Source organism: Xanthomarina spongicola, assembly GCF_003148645.1.
Lineage (GTDB): Bacteria > Bacteroidota > Bacteroidia > Flavobacteriales > Flavobacteriaceae > Xanthomarina > Xanthomarina spongicola.
This window is the reverse complement of sequence record NZ_QGGP01000002.1, coordinates 96,639-115,949: the sequence shown is the minus strand read 5'-3', so window position 1 is coordinate 115,949 and position 19,311 is coordinate 96,639. Positions and strand designations below refer to the sequence as shown.

Genomic DNA, 19,311 nt, shown 5'->3' with positions numbered 1-19,311 from the left:
TAAGAAAATTCAGAGTATTAATTCATTATCCTTACCATCAACTCCTTTAGTAAATCGCTTTGACTTACAGCATTAGACCCAACACCTTTGCTTTTTACATCAAACTCTCTTAAAGTAGCTATTACAGAACTTACTTTTTTCATTGGGTAATTTCTAGCAGCTGCAATATATTCGTTTGCGAAATAGGGGTTTATTTTTAATGAAGAAGCCACACTTCTTGGCGATTTATCCTGTAATCCATGTAAATGCAAGAGTTTAGAAAAGAAACTGTATAACAACGACACAGTAACAACCATTGGGTTGTCTTTTGGGTTTTCGCCAAAATATTTAATAATCTGGTTTGCTTTTAATACATCTCTAGCACCAACAGCCTTTTGCAACTCGAAATTATTATAGTCTTTACTAATCCCAATATTTTCCTCAATATGTTCAGGAGTTATTTGTGTGCCTTCAGGAAGAATAATTTTAAGCTTATCCAACTCATTAGAAATTTTACTTAAATCGGTCCCTAAAAATTCTGCAAGCATTTGTGCTGCCTTTGGAGAAATGGTATAATTCTGTCCAGAAAGAACACGTCTTATCCATTCTGCTACCTGATTGTCGTAAAGTTTCTTACTTTCAAATACAACACCATTTTTACTAAGTGTTTTATAAAGCTTTTTACGCTTGTCAATGGTTTTATATTTATAGTTTAAAACCAGTATAGTAGATGGCTGTGGCTGTTCGGCATAGTCTGCCAGTTTCTCAATAGTACGCGATAAATCCTGAGCTTCTTTTATAATAACTACTTGGTGTTCTGCCATCATTGGGTAACGTTTGGCGTTTCCAACAATATCTTCTATAGTCACATCGCGACCATATAAAACCATTTGGTTAAAGCCTTTTTCTTCTTCAGAAAGGATATTGGTTTCAATAAATTTTGAAATCTTATCAATATAATAAGCCTCTTCTCCCATTAAAAAATAAATAGGTCGAAACTTTTTATTCTTTATATCTGTTACTATTTGTTTGACTTCGTCCAAATCTCTATAAATTCCATTTTAATTAATACAAATTCCAAAATAAGCTATTGTTATTTGGTTTTTGATGAATGTACATTAACTTTGAAAAAAACCAATTTGCATTGATGCAAGAACTTCATTTTCCTAAGTTTCCGTTTCGTTTCAAAAATAGCGAAAATAAAATATCTATATTCGATTGTATTCGTAAAAAATTTGTGATTTTACAACCAGAAGAATGGGTTCGCCAACATTGTGTGCAATATCTAATTCTGGAAAAAAAATATCCTATCTCATTAATTAATGTTGAAAAAGAATTAAAGGTAAACGATTTAAAGAAACGATACGATATTGTGGTTTTTAATCCAGATGGAAGCATACACTTAATTGTTGAATGTAAAGCACCACAAATACACATTAATCAAGATACATTCGACCAAATTGCACGTTATAATCTAACGTTAAATGCAACTTATTTAATGGTTACAAACGGATTAAATCATTATTATTGTCAGATGGATTTTAAAAATGAACGTTATCAGTTTTTAAAAGACATACCAGAATACAGTAAATGAAAATAGCAGTTGTTATATTAAATTGGAACGGTAAAGAATTATTAGAACAGTTCTTACCTTCTGTTATGGCTCATTCTCCAAATGCTACTATTTATGTAGCAGACAATGCTTCTACAGATAATTCGGTATATTTTGTTAAAGAGCACTTTCCTTCTATTAAAATAATTAAGAATAAAGAAAATGGAGGTTATGCCAAAGGTTATAATGATGCTTTAAAACAGGTAGAGGAAGACATTTATTGTTTGTTAAACAGCGATGTTGAAGTCACTGAAAACTGGCTAACTCCAATAATTGAAACTTTTAAAAACAACCCTGAAACAGCTATTGTTCAACCAAAAATATTAGATTACAAAAACAAAAATTATTTTGAATATGCTGGAGCTGCTGGAGGTTATATAGATAAATTTGGTTATCCATTTTGCAGAGGACGCATATTTAACACTATTGAAGAAGATCTTGGTCAATACAACAATACAACTAACATTTTCTGGGCATCTGGAGCTTGTTTTTTTATTAGAAAAGATGCTTTCAATGCTTTAAGAGGTTTCGATGAATCTTTTTTTGCACACATGGAAGAAATAGATTTGTGTTGGAGAGCGTTTAATCAAAATTATAAAACTACTTTTGTTGGAGCTTCTAGTGTGTATCATGTTGGTGGAGCCACACTTAAAAACACAAATCCAAAAAAGACATATTTAAACTTTAGAAACAGCCTATTTGCTTTAGTTAAAAATGCCAATGGTAATATCTTTTTTTTAGTCTTAATGAGACTGATTTTAGATGGTATTGCAGGTGTTAAATTTCTAATCGAATTTAAGATTGAACATACCATAGCTATTATTAAAGCACACTTTAGTTTTTACTCCAAATTGCCAAAACTTTTAGAAAAACGCGCGTCATTTTCTAAAAAGAAAAACTACTATTATAAAACCTCTATTATTTGGGATTATTTTATGCGTAAACACAAGAATTTCAATTGTTTATAAAATTGTTAAAATTTTTGTTAATACGTATCTTTTCTATTCAACTTTTATATAATTTTGGTTTGTTAATTAATAACATCTAAAAACTGAAAACAATTATGAAAAAAATATTGATTTTAGGCTCATTTGCCCTAATACTTCTAGGTTCTTGCGTATCTAAAAAAGATTATGCTGCTTTAGAAGAAAAACAAAAAAATACACAAGATTTATTAAACACAGCAACCGTTAAATTAAATTCTTGTTTATCAGATAAAGCATCAGCAGAAGCTCGTGCAAAAGGTTTAGAGGATCGTATTGCTGATTTAAAAAAATCTAATGAAAACTTAATTCAAAGTAATGAATCTTTAACGATGCTTACAACTAAAGGAGCTAGTAATGTTGAAAAATCTCTTGAAAGCTTAAAAGAAAAAGATTTAAGAATTTCTCGATTACAAGATGCTGTTAGTAAAAAGGACAGTGTTATGTTGGCGCTTGTTACAAGTTTAAAGAAAGAAGTAGGAATCAACGATCCAGATATACAAGTGAATGTTGAAAAAGGTGTGGTATTTATTTCAATTGCAGATAAAGTATTATTCCAAAGTGGTAGCTACAACGTATCAACTAGAGCTAAAGAGATTTTAGGTAAAGTGGCAACAGTTGTAAAAGCTAAACCAACATTTGAATGTATGGTTGAAGCACACACAGATCCTGTTCCTTACAACAAACCACCACTTATTGATAACTGGGATTTAAGTGTTAAACGTGCAACTTCTGTAGTTCGTGTATTAGAAGATTTAGGTGTAGCACCTAAACAACTTATTGCAGCTGGTCGTGCTGAGTTCCAACCTTTAGTAGATAATGACACTGCTGAAAATAGAGCAAAAAACAGACGTACTAGAATTATTGTACTTCCAAAAATTGATGAATTCTACGACATGATTGACAAGGAAATGAAAAACCTTGCTGCTGACGGTAAATAGTAATCAAAATTTATAAATATGAAAAAGCTCAATCTAATAGATTGAGCTTTTTTTATGTTTTTTTATTTTATCTTATTTCTAATTAAAATATCTCTAAACTTCCTTTGCCTTCCCTTACAATAATTGGTTCAGTTTCAGATAAATCTATAACAGTAGAAGCGTGATTATCTCCATAACCAGCATCAATAACTAATTCTACTTTGTCTTTCCATTTTTCATAAATAAGTTCTGGATCTGTAGTATATTCTAATACTTCATCTTCATCATGAATAGATGTAGAAATAATAGGATTGCCTAATTGTTTAACAATTTCAATGGCTATTTTATTATCTGGCACACGAATACCAACTGTTTTTTTCTTTTTAAATGGATGTGGTAAGGACTTAGCTCCTGGAAGAATAAACGTGTATGGACCTGGAAGTGCTCTTTTTAAGATTTTAAAAGTAGATGTATCTATTTGCTTTACATAATCGCTTAAATTACTTAAATCTTCACATATAAATGAAAAATTAGATTTTTCTAATTTCACATTCTTAATCCTAGCAACACGCTCTAAAGCCTTTAAATTATTGATATCGCATCCTAATCCATAAACTGTATCTGTTGGATAAATTATCAATCCTCCTGCTTTTAATACCTTTACAACCTTCGCTATCTCTTTAGGATTCGGGTTCTCTTCATATATTTTAATAAACTCAGCCATACTATATGTCTCAAAAATTCGTTAACTTATGCAAAGTAATTAATTATATCTTTTATGAAGGTTATTAAAAACTACTTATTTCTATTATTTCTTATTATCTCTTTAGTTTCATGTTCTTCTGATGATACTGAAAATGGAACAAATAATCCTGACAACAACTTAAATCCACTTGAATATTACCAAGAACTTAACGTGCCTTATGGTAATAATAGCGATCAAGTATTCGATATATATTTACCAGCAAATAGAACATTAGAAACAGAAGTCATGATTCTGGTACATGGTGGAGGTTGGTCTGCTGGTGATAAAAATGACATGAATGGTTTTAAAGACTTTTTACGAAGCGAATTCCCTAATATGGGAATAGTAAACATTAATTATAGACTTGCTGATGAGAATAATCAACCTTATCCTATGCAAATAAACGATATTACTTCAATCATTAATCATTTAAAAACAAAACAGGATTACTATGTAATTGATGATGATTTTGCGTTTATAGGAGTAAGTGCTGGTGCACATTTGTCCCTATTATGGAGTTATGCATTTGATGTGAATAATAATATTGATATGGTTTGCAGTATTGTTGGCCCAACCAATTTTACCGATCCTGCTTATTTGAATAATACAAATCCAGAGTTACAGATTTTATTAGATTTATATGGTTTAGATGCTACTACAGAATACCTTGAAGAAGTAAGTCCGTATCATAGAGTTACTGCATCTGCTCCTCCTACAATATTGTTTTATGGTGGTTTGGATCCATTGGTGCCAACAACTCAAGGAACTGCCATGAGAGATAAACTACAAGATTTAGGTGTAACTCATGAGTTTACTTTATATCCTAATGCTGGTCATGGCTGGATTGGGCTGGATTTACTAGACACAAGCTTCAAGCTAAAAGCTTTTATTGAAGCGCATTTCGATTAAGTTTTTAACCAATAATTTCCAATTTCGCAAAACGAAGTAATAATTTTTTAACACCACCCTTATCAAATTTTATTTCGGCTTTGGTATCACTTCCTGCACCTTCTATCTTTAAAACTTCACCTTTACCAAAACGTAAATGTTCCACTAAATTTCCTACTGCTAATTTACTATCAAATAAATTTGCTTTACCACCTGTTTCGCTAACTGGCTTCAGGTTTTTTGGTGTAGTTATAGTTATTTTTTCAGATGCTCTTTCTTTTGAAGATAGCTTTTTCTTATAAGATGGCTGAACAGGTTTTTTAAATCGGATTTTATTTGCGTCTGCTACTCTTCTAGTTTCTGGAATATCGTCTCCAAAAATATCTGGGTCTAACATAGGATTAAATCGTCGTTCTTCGATAGGTGTAATAATATCCAGATATTCTTCGTCAATTTCTTCAATAAAACGACTTGGATCAGAATCGATTAATTTCCCCCAACGATAACGTGATAATGCATATGTTAAATAGGCTTGCTTTTCGGCTCTTGTTAATGCTACATAAAACAAACGTCTCTCCTCCTCTAGCTCACTTCTTGTATTCATGCTCATAGCACTTGGAAATAAATCTTCTTCCAAACCAACTATATACACATACGGAAATTCTAAGCCTTTCGCTAAATGAATGGTCATTAAAGCCACATGGTCTGCATCTCCTTTATCAGCATCTAAGTCGGTTGCAAGAGCCACATCTTCCAAAAATTCAGCTAAAGTCGCAGTGGCATCAACAATTTCTTTTTGTCCTTCAACAAAATCCTTCATCCCATTTAAGAGCTCTTCAATATTTTCCATTCTGGCAACACCTTCAGGTGTACCATCCTTATTAAACTCACGAATTAAACCACTCGCTTTTGTTACATGTTCAGCTAATTCAAAGGCATTCGCTGTTTGGTTTAATACTTGGAAACTTTCAATTAAGGTTACAAAGTCTTTTAGTTTATTTTTAGTTCCAGAATTAATGTTAATGTCTATTTTATCGATATTCTGAAGAACTTCAAAAATTGATCTATTATAGCCATTTGCAGCTACAATTAACCTATCAAGAGTTGTTTGACCAATTCCTCTTGCTGGATAATTAATAACACGTTTTAACGCTTCTTCGTCAGCCGGATTTATTATTAAACGTAAATAAGACAAGACATCCTTAATTTCCTTTCGTTGATAGAAAGATAATCCTCCATAAATTCTATAAGGAATATCTCGTTTTCGTAAAGCATCTTCAATAGCACGAGATTGTGCGTTGGTTCTATATAACACAGCAAAATCGCTATTCATTAATTGATTTTGCATTTTGTTTTCGAAAATGGAACTAGCTACAAATCTGCCTTCGTCTCCATCTGTTAAAGAACGGTTCACTTTTATTTTTGCACCTTCATCGTTTGCAGTCCAAACTACCTTATCAAGTTTGGTTTGGTTTTTATCAATGATTGAGTTGGCTGCATTGACAATGTTTTTTGTAGAACGATAATTTTGCTCTAACCTGAAGAGTTTCACATCATCATAATCCTTCTGAAAATTTAAAATATTATTAATGTTCGCACCACGAAAGGCATATATACTTTGTGCATCGTCTCCAACCACACAAATATTTTGAAAACGATCTGAAAGAGCTCTAACAATTAAATACTGACTATGGTTTGTATCTTGATACTCATCTACCAAAATATATCGAAATTTATCTTGGTACTTGGCTAAAACATCTGGGAAACGTGTTAGTAGTTCGTTGGTTTTCAATAACAAATCGTCGAAATCCATGACTCCTGCCTTGAAACATCTATCTACATAGTTTTTATAAATTTCACCCATTTTTGGACGCCTAGCCATGGCATCTGCTTCAATAAGTTCTGGATTTTGAAAATAGGCCTTTACTGTAATTAGGCTATTTTTATAAGATGAAATTCTGGAACGAATCTGTTTGTATTTATAGAGATCCTTGTCCAGATTCATCTCTTTGATAATAGATGCTATTAATCTGTCGGAATCCTGAGTATCATAAATGGTAAAATTACTTGGATAACCTAGTCTATCTGCTTCAAAACGCAATATTTTAGCAAAAACGGAGTGAAAGGTTCCCATCCACAAATTTTTAGCTTCACTCGTACCAACAATAGTTGCAATACGCTCTTTCATTTCCCGAGCTGCTTTATTGGTGAATGTTAATGCCAGAATATTAAACGCATCGACTCCTTGACTCATTAAATAAGCAATTCTATAGGTTAACACTCTTGTTTTCCCAGAACCTGCTCCTGCTATTACTATCATAGGACCATCTTTTTGTAAAGTTGGTGCTAACTGTGCGTCGTTTAACTGACTTAAATACTTCTCCAAATCTCTTTCATTTTAAAAGCTAAAAATAACTATTGTAAGTCTTTTTAAGGGCTAGAATTATGAATAATTATAAACAATTTAAAACTTGCTTAGAGACTAATTATTCTACTGTCATAGTTTTTAATAATCCAGCACGTGCGCTTATCCAAATAAAATTAAATGCAGATTTTGTTTTATTGCGTTCAATATTGTGTTTTACAGCTTCTTTAAAGGGATGCTTTTTAGATTGACTGCTTTTATTAACAAATAATTTTGCAACATCTGTTAGGAATTTATTTTTGTCTTTACCATTGTCTTTCAAGGCAGTGACATCAAAGTCTTTATATCTCACTTTAAAATCTATAGTCGAAGTATCATCAGTACCTGAAATTGTAAAATAAGTTTTATCTAATTCACCTTCTAATCGTGCATTTAAATTAGGTTCCGTAAAAGTGTTTAAATATCTTGCTTGAAGCAGTCCGATTTCTGCTTGAAATTCAAACAAATCTGATAAATTATTAACATCAAAAGACCAAACCACTTCAAGTGGTGCATGTTTCATAAATAACATGTCAAAATTTAGGGTTGTTTTGGTAGGTGATTGATAAGTGTTACTTACATTTTTAATGTCTGCATTAAACTTAGAGAAAGTAATTTCACCTGCTTTTCTATTAACCTTTACTCTTTCAGAATAAATAATATCTCCATCATGAATTAATACGTTATCTATGGTTAAATCCATTTTTAAATTACGAAGCATCTTGCTGTAAAGAGGTTTTATACGTTTATCGTCTGCTACCAATTTATCTCGATACACATTAAAATCTGGTTTAAAAAACGCTACTTTATTACTAGAAAACTGCCAAATGGAATCCTCTATAATTCCAAAATGTGGTTTTTCTACTTGTACAGAATCTATTCGTAAATTAAAATGGTCTCGCTCAAAAGGAATAATTCTAGATAATTTTTCTTTAGTATATTTTGTATAAAGTCTTAAACTTGTTAGTTCTGTTGCATCTTTGGTTAATTTCCCATGTTTAACAGTTAGGCATTCATAGTCTCCTAACTGTCCAAAAAACGAATCAAAATTTATCTGATAATTATCATAATCAAAAGGAATCTTACGTGTTTGAGTTTCTTGATTAAAAACTATTTTTTCTAGCTTTAAATAGATGTTTTCTGTTTGGAACTTTAATGAATCTGTTTCAGAATCCATCACTAATACATGACCTTTATCAATATTAATTTCTTTAATTTGGATCTGTTTACTTATAGATTTCTTATTAGAAGTTAGATATTCTTCATTTGGAATCAATGGGTTGTGATAATAGGAAATATTAGGATTCTTCAAGTAAATCTCATCTATCTGAATCAAATTACTCAATAAATAATTCCAGTAACTTAATCCATTAATGGAGAGTTGCTCTATGTTAATTTGTGCATTTGGTTTTTTTATTGTTTTTCCAAAATTGGTAAGTTTAATATCTTCTACCTCTATTTTTCCTTTTAAAATGCTTAAATGTAAGTCGCTGTAAGTTACATTTATTGTTTCTGGTAAATTGGTAGACAACACCCTTTCAATCTTAGATTTTATCACATACTGTGCTATAAAAACAACTAAAACAAGAATAATTGCAATAATTCCAAAAAATTTTAACCAATTACTTTTTTGCTTGCCCATTTCATAAAGATATCCATTTTTTCAAGTTTATTTTAAATATATTTACTCAAAATTATTATGAATTATGAGTTCAGTTTTAAATTTTCTAGGCGATATTAGTTGGTGGCAATGGATTCTAATAGGTTTAGTATTGGTTGCAATTCGCGATGTATTTATCCAAAAAAAACATACTATTAGTCATAATTTTCCAATTATTGGCCATTTAAGGTATTTAATGGAAAATATTGGTCCAGAAATTCGTCAATATTTTGTGGCTAACAATAGAGAAGAACTTCCTTTTAATAGAATAGAACGTAGTTGGATTTATGCTTCGGCAAAAAAAGAAAATAATTACGAAGGATTTGGCACAGATAGAGACATTTATTCGCATCAGCATATTTTTATAAACAATGCTATGATGCCTTATAAGATTGATGAAAACCACCCAAATAGCATTGATAAAACGTTCCTGCCTTGCGCAAAAGTTATAGGAGCCTACAACCAACGAAAAAAACCTTATCGTCCAGCTTCTGTAATAAATGTATCTGCTATGAGTTTTGGCTCTCTTTCAGCCAGAGCAGTAGAATCGATGAACAAAGGTGTAAAAATAGCTGGAGCATATCATAATACAGGTGAAGGTGGCTTATCTCCTTATCACAGCAATGGAGGAGATGTTATTTTTCATTTTGGAACAGGTTATTTTGGAGTAAGAGGTGACGATGGTAATTTTTCGATGGAAAAGTTAATAGATTTAGTAAATAAAAATCCTTTTATAAAAGCTATTGAAGTAAAGCTTTCTCAAGGAGCTAAACCAGGAAAAGGTGGTGTTTTACCTGCAGCTAAAATAACTCAAGAAATTTCAAATATTCGCCATGTTCCTTTAGGAAAAGATGTGCTTTCACCTCCTAACCATTCTGCTTTCTCCAATGTTCAAGAATTAGTTGATTTTATTGAAGACATAGCTGAAAAGACTGGACTACCAGTTGGTATTAAAGCAGCCATTGGAAAATTAGATCAATGGAAAGAGTTAGCAGCCATTATGCAAAAAACTGGAAAAGGACCAGATTTTATAACAGTAGATGGTGGCGAAGGTGGTACTGGAGCCGCTCCACCAAGTTTTGCAGACCATGTTTCATTACCTTGGGTATATGGTTTTAGCGATTTGTACAAAATGTTTAAAGAAAGAGATTTGTGCGAGCGAATTGTATTTATTGGTAGTGGAAAACTAGGTTTTCCAGCAAAAGCTGCAATGGCCTTTGCCATGGGAGCCGATTGTATTAATGTAGCCCGTGAAGCCATGATGAGTATTGGATGCATACAGGCACAAGTTTGTCATACCAATCGTTGTCCTAGTGGTATTGCTACCCAAAGCAAATGGTTACAAAATGGTATTGATCCAACTTTAAAATCTGAACGCCTAGCCCAATATTTTAAAACGTTTAGAAAAGAATTAGTAGAAATTACTCATGCTGCTGGTTACGAACATCCTTGTCAGTTTAAAATGAGTGATATTGATGTAAATGTTGATGACCAGCATTTATCTAAAGAATTAGACAGAACTTATATGTACCACAAAGTTCCTGTTCCATTTACTTCTATGCAAGATTTAAAAGATTGTTTATATTTGGGAGGTAAAATTAATACCAAAAACTAAAATCTACTTATGGATTCCGAAAGAATTATTGACTTATTTATGTTTGCTATTCCTACACTTATTACAGGTTTGATAGCATACTATTTTTTTAAAGAGCACACAAAAAATGAAGATGGTAGAAGGCGTTTTTTATTGCATAAAGATATGCAAGTAAATGCTATGCCTTTACGACTACAAGCCTATGAACGTATGGCTTTGTTTTTAGAGAGAATTACACCTTCAAAATTATTAATAAGAATGAGTCCAAATTCTTCAAACAAAGAAGATTACGAGAGCTTACTTATAGCATCAATTGAACAAGAATTTGAACACAATTTATCTCAGCAAATATACATAAGCGACGATTGTTGGAACATTATTGTAGCTGCAAAAAACGCTACTATTCAATTAGTAAGAAAGGCTAGTTTACTTGAAAAAACGGATACCTCGAACAAACTAAGAGAAGTTATTTTAACTGAAATGATGGAGAAAAGAGCACCAAGTGATGCTGCCTTATCTTTTATTAAACAAGAAGTAAATGATATGTGGTAGATACATTAATTATCTACAATAGTTTTTGCAGATTCATTAAATTTCATTTCGGCATAATCAAACCCTTTTTTCCACCATTCTTGCATTAAATCCTTACTAAAAATCAATGAGTTTTCAGTGAGTTTAGTTGGTGTGAAATACAGATTTAATTTTACACCATTGTTTTTTGCTGCCAGCTTTCCAATAACCACATCGTGTTTTTCAACCTGATCCATTAAATGTCCAAATAAATTCATCATTAATGAAAATGGGTTTTTACCTAAAACCTTGTTGTGCTCCATGTGTTCAGACTCCAGAATAATAGCATCTACCTCTGTTGCACCACGCTTTACTGCTTCTCTTATTGGAACCACACAACTTAAACCTCCATCTGCATATTCATAACCATTTACTTTTGCCAAAGACATAAATGGCACATAATTACATGAAATCCATATCCAGTTACAAAACTCCTCATAACTACAATCATTTATAGATTTATATTCAGCTTTATTTCTAGATAAATTAGTAACTGTAACAACAACATCTTCTTTTGTTCTTCTAATTTCATCAAACTCTTCTCTTGTAAAATTTCGCTTAATATTTCTTCGTAATGATTTACTCTCACCAAAGGTTCTCTTCATTTTAATAAATTGCCACATAGAATTTAAAAAATCTATTGACACATATTCTCTTTTCCCTTTTTTATGCTGTACAAACGGACTCACACTAAAAATATCATGCTGTTGTACGTTTGTAAAAATATCATACAGTTTAGGAATATTATTTGCAGCTAAATGCGGTATCAACAAGCTTCCTGTAGATGTTCCTAAAAACATATCATACTTACTCCCTTGATTTTCCATAAGGTATTGTGCCACACCTCCAGCATAAGCACCTTTACTTCCTCCTCCTGATATTACTAATGCTCTCATTCTGTTTCTAATGGACTTATTTCTTCGTTTTTATATTTAGCAAATTTAAACCCACTTTGCCACCAAGTTGTCATCTTTTCTTTATTAAAAATTAATGCGTTTGTTGTCAATACAGTTGGTGTGTAATAAAAATCTATAATTGCTTTTTGATTTGAAGCAACAAACTTTCCGATTCTAATATTCTGACTTTCAATTCTATCTAACATAAAAGCAAACATATTTGTTAATAAAGAAAATGCGTTAGTTGAAGGCATTCTATTTAAGTGCGTAATTTCTGTTTGCAAAATAATAGCATCAACATGTGTTGCACCTCGCTTTATAGCTTCTTCTATTGGCACCATAGAGCCCAAGCCTCCATCAGCATACTCGCAACCATCTTTCTTAACTAAAGACATAAATGGTGTGTAATTACAGGAAATCCAAACCCACTCACAAAATGCTTCATAGTCAAAATCTTTAATAGACTTATACTCTACTTGGTTTAAAGATAAGTTAGAGACTGTTATAACTACATCTTTACCTGATGCCTTTAATTGATTAAACTCTGTTTCCGACAATGTGTTTTTAATAAGCTTTTTAAGGTTAAAACTTTCGCCAAATGTTTTTCGGCCTCTAGCCAAGTTTTTCAACACATTAACATGATTGATACTAATAGTTTCTAACCCTTTTTTTCTCTTTATCTTAAATGGACACAAACTAAAAATTGAATTTTGATTGACATTCGTATATACTTCTTTAATTTTCTCAACATTTTTTAATGCCAAATGAGACACCAACAAACTACCAGTAGATGTGCCAATAAAAATATCGTATTTATGTGCTCTATTTTCAATTAAATATTGAGCAACGCCTCCAGCAAACGCACCTTTACTTCCTCCTCCCGAAATGACCAATGCTCTCATTTATTTTGAATTTTGTAATCTTAAAATAATATTTTGATAGTCTGGATTTTTAGACAACTCTTCCAACATATTTTTTGTATACTTTTTAAATTGCCAGTTATAATGATTTGATGCCTCCACTAAATTAGACAAAATTTGCTCATTAAAGATGCCCAAAGAGTTTAAATAATTAAATGCCGCGAGTCTTACTTCGAAACCGTATTTTGGAGCTGAATAACTTATTAATTCATTTAGAAAATCTTCTTTTTTACCTACTTGATAAGCAGGTGTTGAAAGCGCCAAAGCCAACCAAAGCTGCCTAACATTCTTGTCGCTTAAACCTACAATACTACTAGTTTCATTCAAATACATTTCTCTATCTTCTGGGAAATTAATCCATAAATGATATAGTGCAGATTCAATAGTTAGATATGAAGAATCTTTTAATAATGATTCGTAATTAATTTTGAGATTTAAAGGTATTTCTGTCACGTTTTGCGCAATGGCTTGTCTTGCCATTAAAGAACCTTTGAACACTTCTGAAGTAACTCTATCTGGTATTTGAGAAATGACTTTACGCTTAGCCTGATCTGAAATAGGAGCTGTTAAATAATAATCGCATTTAGATGTTAATAACTCACAATCTACCATTTCATACTCCTGAATAAAAGTAGATTGCATCAAACTTTCAAAGGCTTTATCTATTGGGAATTCAACTTGAACCAACCAAGTATTTACAAATTCAGTTAAATCTTTCCCACTGGCTTTTTCTACTTCTGAAATAAAATCAGATGTTTCCACATTTGCAAAAGGATGCGCTTCTAAGTAGCTTTTTACTGCATTCTTAAAATCTTTATCACCAACTTCTTCTCTTAAAACATGCAAAGCCCAAGCACCACGCTTATAAAAAGTGGTACTGCTAGATTTGGGATTTAACAACGAAGTACTACTTCCAGATCTGTTTTGATCCATTAGCTCCTGAGCATATTCGTACATTCTCCAGTAATAATAATTCTTACCAAACACATCTTTTTCAGCCAATAACGCATAATAAGTAGCAAAACCCTCTTGCAACCAATGATGTTCTCCACTTTTGGCAGTTACATAATCGCCAAACCATTGATGTGCTAATTCGTGTGCATTCACATTCACATAATTTCTGTCTACAAAACCTATAGAATCGATTACAAATGCATCAGAAAAAATAGTTGCACTTGTGTTTTCCATTCCTGCATAAAGAAAATCGTGTACAGGAATCTGTTTATAATTTTGCCAAGGATAAGCCACACCAATTTCATTTTCAAGAAAATCAAACATCTGTTTGCTATATCTGTAAGTTGATTCTATTTTTAAGGAATCTTTAGGATAGTAGTACATTTCAAGAGGTACTCCACTGTTTGAAGCCTCTTCTACTTTGTTATATTTCCCTATTACTAAAGCCACTAAATAACTTGACATAGGCTCTTTCATATCAAAATGCCAAGCTGTATTATCTGCCTCGACCTCTTTATTTATAAGGATACCGTTCGAAATCACTTCATAATCGTTATCGAATGTAATCGATAAATCAAACTCTATTTTATCGTTGGTATCATCTAAACTAGGCAGCCAATTACTTGTGTATTTTCCTTGCCCTTGAGTCCAAATTTGGTTTGGTGCTTCATTATTCCAACCAATAAAATACATTGCCTTTTTGGGTTTAGCATTATATTTAAAGCTTAATTGATAGGTTTCGCCAGCTACATATCTAGAATAAACCACAAGCTGCTTTTTATTGTTTTTAAAAGCCACTTCTTTATTGTTAAGCAATACGTCATCAAAATTCATAATTATTGCATCTATAAAAACGGAGTCTACAGATTTTAAAATTTTAAATTGATATTCTACTAATCCAAATACCTTAGAAGAATCCATATCGAAACTTAAATTAGCCTTGGCACGAGTAAAATTAACAGATTCCGTTTGTTGAGCCAATGAAAACATAGCAGTAAAACAAACACAAATACAGATAAATATTTTCATAGGTTGAATATAGCAAACCTTAAGCCAAAATAAAAGCACGTTAATAATTAACGTGCTTTTTCATATAATAATTTTAGCTAAATATTAAAGTGTTACATTTGGCTTAGCAATTGGTGTATCACTTTTTACAACTACAAAAGTTGAAATTGCATAATATGCATGAACATTATCTGCTGTTGACTGCAAATCGTTAACCCAATCCTCAAAATCATATTTAAATCCAAACGTATTTCCAGCCATGGATGAATCGAATTCATCTATTCTTACAGGAACTGCCATTCCTGGACACCATCCAGCTCTATCTGGTTGCCAGTTTCCATTCTGTGGACTTACTGGATTAGAAGCACATCCAATTGGCCCCATATTATGTTGAAACATGTCTACATTGTTTATTATAACATCATGCGTTCTATAACACCATTCTGCACAAGGACGACCATCAGAATCGCTTGGAGTTGCGTGACCCCAACCTGAAATAATAGTTCTTAAATGTGTGCTTTCAGCATTAACAGGTATAGAAATAGATTTTGCTAAAACGAAAGCTGAATCATCTTCTCCATATATTACGCCTTCTAAAGAGTTTTCATTATACTGCAACACTTCTGCAATAGCATAATAAGGATAATCTGGCGTTCCTTCAATATAATCAAAATCAACTGAAAGATTCCACCCGTCAGAACCCCAAACCTCTATATAAGCTCTTAATTCTAACTCTCCAATTAATAAAGATTTGAAATCTGTAACATCAATCATGAAACCTCTTTCTAAATCGCTATTATCAACTCCATAAGGTGTAATATACCTCCCTATTTCATACCAATCATTAGAGTCTTCATCTCGAACAGAAATATTCGCAAAAACATCCCACGCATCACAACCTCCAGAAGGACAATCTAATTGCACATACATATTAATGGTTTCAATATTTGAAATATCGTCATGCAAAGTAATTATTTGCTCAGAAGATTGGCTAAAACCACCACCAAATGCTAAATGTTCATTATCGAATGCTACATAGTTATGAGTAACCGGCAACCCAACTCCCTTTAACAAAACAGAAACATCATCTGTTAAATCATTTTGAAGCGTTAGCAATCCTGTTTCCGTACCAACTGCAGAAGGTGTATACCTTAGATAGATCAAAGTATCATCATTCGCATTTGCTGCATCTATTTGAAGAGATGTACTAAAAACTACATTATCTAAAGAAATCTCAAAAGGACTAGTAGTTGATAGTGAGATATTATTGACTAGATTGTCTCCATTAACATTCAAAGTTAAAGATTCTGATGGAGTTGCATTTGCTACATCCCCAAAATCCAATTCTTCTTCACTTACAGTAATAACTGGCGTAATACTTACTCCTACACCACTCAAGTTTAACGTTTTAGAAGCTGCACCATCGCTTTTAAAAACTATCTGTCCCTCATTAGAGCCAACTGCAGACTCAGCAGGAGCAAAACGCGCATAAATGGTTTGATTTCCTGAATTTGCATCATCTTTATCAATAATCAGATTTGTTGTAAAAGATATATCATCTAAAGATATTTGAAAATTAGAATCTGTGTCAATCGTCAAATTAGCCGTTAAATTCATACCTTTTACCTGCACACTTTGAGACTCGGAAAAACTTAAAACATCCGTTTCAGCAAAAGGAGAAACAGCACCAGTTAAAATTATTCCTGGCGTTGGAGTTGGTGTGGTAGTGCCTTGTGAAGAATCATCGCTACTACAACAAAACAAAACAAACATAAGCGTAATCACAGACAGCACCTTAACATTAGATAGAAATTTCATTTAAAAAATAGTTTAATTAGTAATTTCTAGCAAGTTATAAAATATTAGTGTTTTTTACCATAAACTTGTAATTTAGATTTAGTTTTACCAACAATTAATTCATTTTAGCCTTAAAATGCTACAAACTCCTATAGATTATTTAAAAGGTGTCGGTCCAAATCGAGCAGATTTACTACGGAAGGAATTAGGCATTCACACATATCAAGATTTAATTAACTTATTTCCAAACAGATATTTAGACAGAACCCAATATTATAAAATCAATCAGTTACAAAGAAACAGCACAGAAGTTCAAATTGTTGGCGAAATAATTAGTCTAAAAGAAGTAGCTCAAAAACGTGGAAAACGCCTAGTAGCAATATTTAAAGACGAAACAGGAACTATGGAATTAGTATGGTTTCGAGGACAAAAATGGATTCGTGAAAGCTTAAAACTCAAGAAACCTTATGTAGTTTTTGGAAAAACCAATTGGTTTAATGGTGTTTTTAGTATGCCGCATCCAGATATGGAATTCCTGGAAGAGCATGAGAAGAATTTGCGTTCAGCAATGCAGCCAATTTACCCTTCAACAGAGAAACTAACAAATAAAGGCATTACCAATCGTGTGATTAATAAAATCATGCAACAATTGTTTATTGAAACAAAGGGTCGATTTCAAGAATCTCTTTCTGAAAATATCATTTCTGAACTTAAATTAATATCCAAATCCGAAGCTGTTTTTAACATCCATTTTCCGAAAAATCAAGAGTTATTAGCAAGAGCTCAATTCCGATTAAAATTTGAAGAATTATTCTATATTCAATTGCAATTAATACTTAAAAATTTAATCCATAAATCGAAAATTAAAGGGTTGCCTTTTAAATTTGTTGGCGACAATTTTAACACGTTCTACAACGAACATTTACCCTTTGAATTAACCAACGCACAGAAACGTGTTTTAAAAGAAATTCGACAAGATTTAGGTAGTAAAGCACAGATGAATAGGTTATTGCAAGGAGATGTTGGTTCTGGAAAAACCATTGTAGCCTTCATGTCAATGCTAATAGCGCTTGACAACGGTTTTCAAGCCTGCCTAATGGCTCCGACTGAAATTTTGTCAGTCCAACACTACAACAGTTTACTTGAGCTGTCTAACAAATTGAATATCAGAATTAAACTGCTTACTGGCTCAAGTAACACTTCAGAAAGAAAAGAAATTCATAAATTGCTTGAAAATGGCGAATTAGACATCTTAATTGGTACGCATGCACTTCTTGAGGACAAGGTGAAATTCAAAAATTTAGGGCTTGCAATTATTGATGAGCAACATCGATTTGGGGTCGAGCAAAGAAGTAGACTTTGGAAAAAAGGCCCATCTAAATCCTCCCATGATGAAACTAAAAAAGCGCCTACTCCTCCACACATCTTAGTCATGACTGCTACGCCAATTCCTAGAACTTTAGCCATGTCTGTTTATGGCGATTTGGACATTTCAGTTATCGACGAATTACCTCCAGGAAGACAAGCCATAAAAACGGTTCATCGATTCGATAAAAACCGACTGAACGTTTTTAGATTTATTAGAGATGAAATTGAAAAAGGCAGACAAGTTTATATCGTCTATCCATTAATTCAAGAAAGCGAAAAAATGGATTATAAAGATTTAATGGATGGTTATGAAAGTATTGTAAGAGATTTTCCGATGCCTAAATATCAAATTTCCATCGTGCATGGAAAAATGAAACCTGCAGACAAGGATTACGAAATGCAACGCTTTATTAAAGGCGAGACCAATATTATGGTTGCCACAACCGTTATTGAGGTTGGTGTAAACGTGCCTAATGCCTCAGTCATGGTTATAGAAAGTGCCGAACGCTTTGGATTATCGCAATTACATCAATTACGTGGACGTGTTGGTCGTGGTGCCGAACAAAGTTATTGTATTTTAATGACGAGCCATAAACTGAGTAATGATAGCAAAGTACGTTTAGAAACTATGACTAGAACCAACGATGGTTTTGAAATAGCCGAAGTAGACTTACGTTTACGTGGTCCAGGAGATATTATGGGAACCCAACAAAGTGGTGTCTTAAACCTCAAGATTGCTGATTTAATAAAAGATAAAGATATTTTACAATCTGCCAGATATTACGCTAAAAAAGTACTTAGTATTGATCCAACATTAATGGCTCCAGAATATAAAACCATCTTGCATACCTACCAACAACTTAGCAAATACAAGAATATCTGGAATTATATTAGTTGAATATACGTGTTACTATTTTTGGATATTATTACTGATAAATATAAATTTTTATAATCAAACTCATAATTTTGAACAGAAAATTCTAATTTAGCATTACCTTATTAATTTTATTAAC

Annotated in this window: 15 protein-coding genes; 7 read left to right on the top strand and 8 right to left on the bottom strand. The window is 32.2% G+C overall.

The features are described 5' to 3' along the window. Positions 1-17: 17 nt before the first annotated feature. Positions 18-1,022, bottom strand: coding sequence for a DNA polymerase III subunit delta (gene holA / locus LX78_RS04530; RefSeq protein ID WP_109681463.1), 1,005 nt, complete (start codon positions 1,020-1,022; stop codon positions 18-20). Positions 1,023-1,126: 104 nt separating this feature from the next. Between holA and LX78_RS04525 the strand changes: the two genes are divergently transcribed. The 3 genes from LX78_RS04525 to LX78_RS04515 all read left to right on the top strand — a co-directional run bounded on the left by LX78_RS04525 (position 1,127) and on the right by LX78_RS04515 (position 3,515). Continuing rightward, positions 1,127-1,573: a type I restriction enzyme HsdR N-terminal domain-containing protein gene (locus LX78_RS04525; RefSeq protein WP_109681901.1), complete on the top strand. Its 447-nt coding sequence runs from the start codon at positions 1,127-1,129 to the stop codon at positions 1,571-1,573. Further along, positions 1,570-2,559: a glycosyltransferase gene (locus tag LX78_RS04520; RefSeq protein ID WP_109681462.1), complete on the top strand. Its 990-nt coding sequence runs from the start codon at positions 1,570-1,572 to the stop codon at positions 2,557-2,559. The genes LX78_RS04525 and LX78_RS04520 overlap by 4 nt, the downstream gene beginning before the upstream one ends. 95 nt (positions 2,560-2,654) lie before the next feature. Continuing rightward, positions 2,655-3,515, top strand: a complete 861-nt coding sequence (locus tag LX78_RS04515) for an OmpA/MotB family protein (RefSeq protein WP_109681461.1) — start codon at positions 2,655-2,657, stop codon at positions 3,513-3,515. An 82-nt stretch (positions 3,516-3,597) separates the two neighbouring features. Here LX78_RS04515 and LX78_RS04510 read toward each other — a convergent pair whose 3' ends face one another. Continuing rightward, positions 3,598-4,218, bottom strand: a complete 621-nt coding sequence (locus LX78_RS04510; RefSeq protein ID WP_109681460.1) for an L-threonylcarbamoyladenylate synthase — start codon at positions 4,216-4,218, stop codon at positions 3,598-3,600. A gap of 54 nt (positions 4,219-4,272) precedes the next feature. Between LX78_RS04510 and LX78_RS04505 the strand changes: the two genes are divergently transcribed. Next, on the top strand, positions 4,273-5,148 hold the full coding sequence (locus tag LX78_RS04505) for an alpha/beta hydrolase (RefSeq protein ID WP_109681459.1): 876 nt from the start codon (positions 4,273-4,275) through the stop codon (positions 5,146-5,148). 4 nt (positions 5,149-5,152) lie between these two features. Here the strand turns inward: LX78_RS04505 and LX78_RS04500 are convergent, their stop codons facing one another. Further along, entirely contained in the window at positions 5,153-7,513 is a 2,361-nt protein-coding gene (locus LX78_RS04500; RefSeq protein ID WP_109681458.1) for an ATP-dependent helicase, read from the bottom strand. A gap of 100 nt (positions 7,514-7,613) precedes the next feature. Further along, complete coding sequence (locus LX78_RS04495) at positions 7,614-9,173, bottom strand: AsmA family protein (protein WP_245881472.1); 1,560 nt, start codon at positions 9,171-9,173, stop codon at positions 7,614-7,616. Positions 9,174-9,237: 64 nt separating this feature from the next. Between LX78_RS04495 and LX78_RS04490 the strand changes: the two genes are divergently transcribed. Beyond that, positions 9,238-10,806, top strand: coding sequence for an FMN-binding glutamate synthase family protein (locus LX78_RS04490; protein ID WP_109681457.1), 1,569 nt, complete (start codon positions 9,238-9,240; stop codon positions 10,804-10,806). 9 nt (positions 10,807-10,815) lie between these two features. Further along, entirely contained in the window at positions 10,816-11,337 is a 522-nt protein-coding gene (locus LX78_RS04485; RefSeq protein ID WP_109681456.1) for a DUF7935 family protein, read from the top strand. A 5-nt stretch (positions 11,338-11,342) separates the two neighbouring features. Here LX78_RS04485 and LX78_RS04480 read toward each other — a convergent pair whose 3' ends face one another. The 4 genes from LX78_RS04480 to LX78_RS04465 form a co-directional block, all read right to left on the bottom strand. Then, positions 11,343-12,251, bottom strand: a complete 909-nt coding sequence (locus LX78_RS04480; RefSeq protein WP_109681455.1) for a patatin-like phospholipase family protein — start codon at positions 12,249-12,251, stop codon at positions 11,343-11,345. Further along, positions 12,248-13,153 carry a patatin-like phospholipase family protein gene (locus tag LX78_RS04475; RefSeq protein ID WP_109681454.1) on the bottom strand — a complete coding sequence of 302 codons (906 nt, stop codon included), beginning with the start codon at positions 13,151-13,153 and terminating at the stop codon, positions 12,248-12,250. The genes LX78_RS04480 and LX78_RS04475 overlap by 4 nt, the downstream gene beginning before the upstream one ends. Continuing rightward, positions 13,154-15,154 carry a M1 family metallopeptidase gene (locus tag LX78_RS04470; RefSeq protein ID WP_109681453.1) on the bottom strand — a complete coding sequence of 667 codons (2,001 nt, stop codon included), beginning with the start codon at positions 15,152-15,154 and terminating at the stop codon, positions 13,154-13,156. Positions 15,155-15,238: 84 nt separating this feature from the next. Beyond that, positions 15,239-16,951 (bottom strand): peptide-N-glycosidase F-related protein, encoded by a 1,713-nt coding sequence (locus tag LX78_RS04465; protein ID WP_221407895.1) that lies wholly within the window; start codon positions 16,949-16,951, stop codon positions 15,239-15,241. A gap of 115 nt (positions 16,952-17,066) precedes the next feature. On the opposite strand from LX78_RS04465, the gene recG reads away from it, so the two are divergent. After that, positions 17,067-19,196: an ATP-dependent DNA helicase RecG gene (recG, locus tag LX78_RS04460; protein ID WP_109681452.1), complete on the top strand. Its 2,130-nt coding sequence runs from the start codon at positions 17,067-17,069 to the stop codon at positions 19,194-19,196. Positions 19,197-19,311 lie beyond the last annotated feature (115 nt).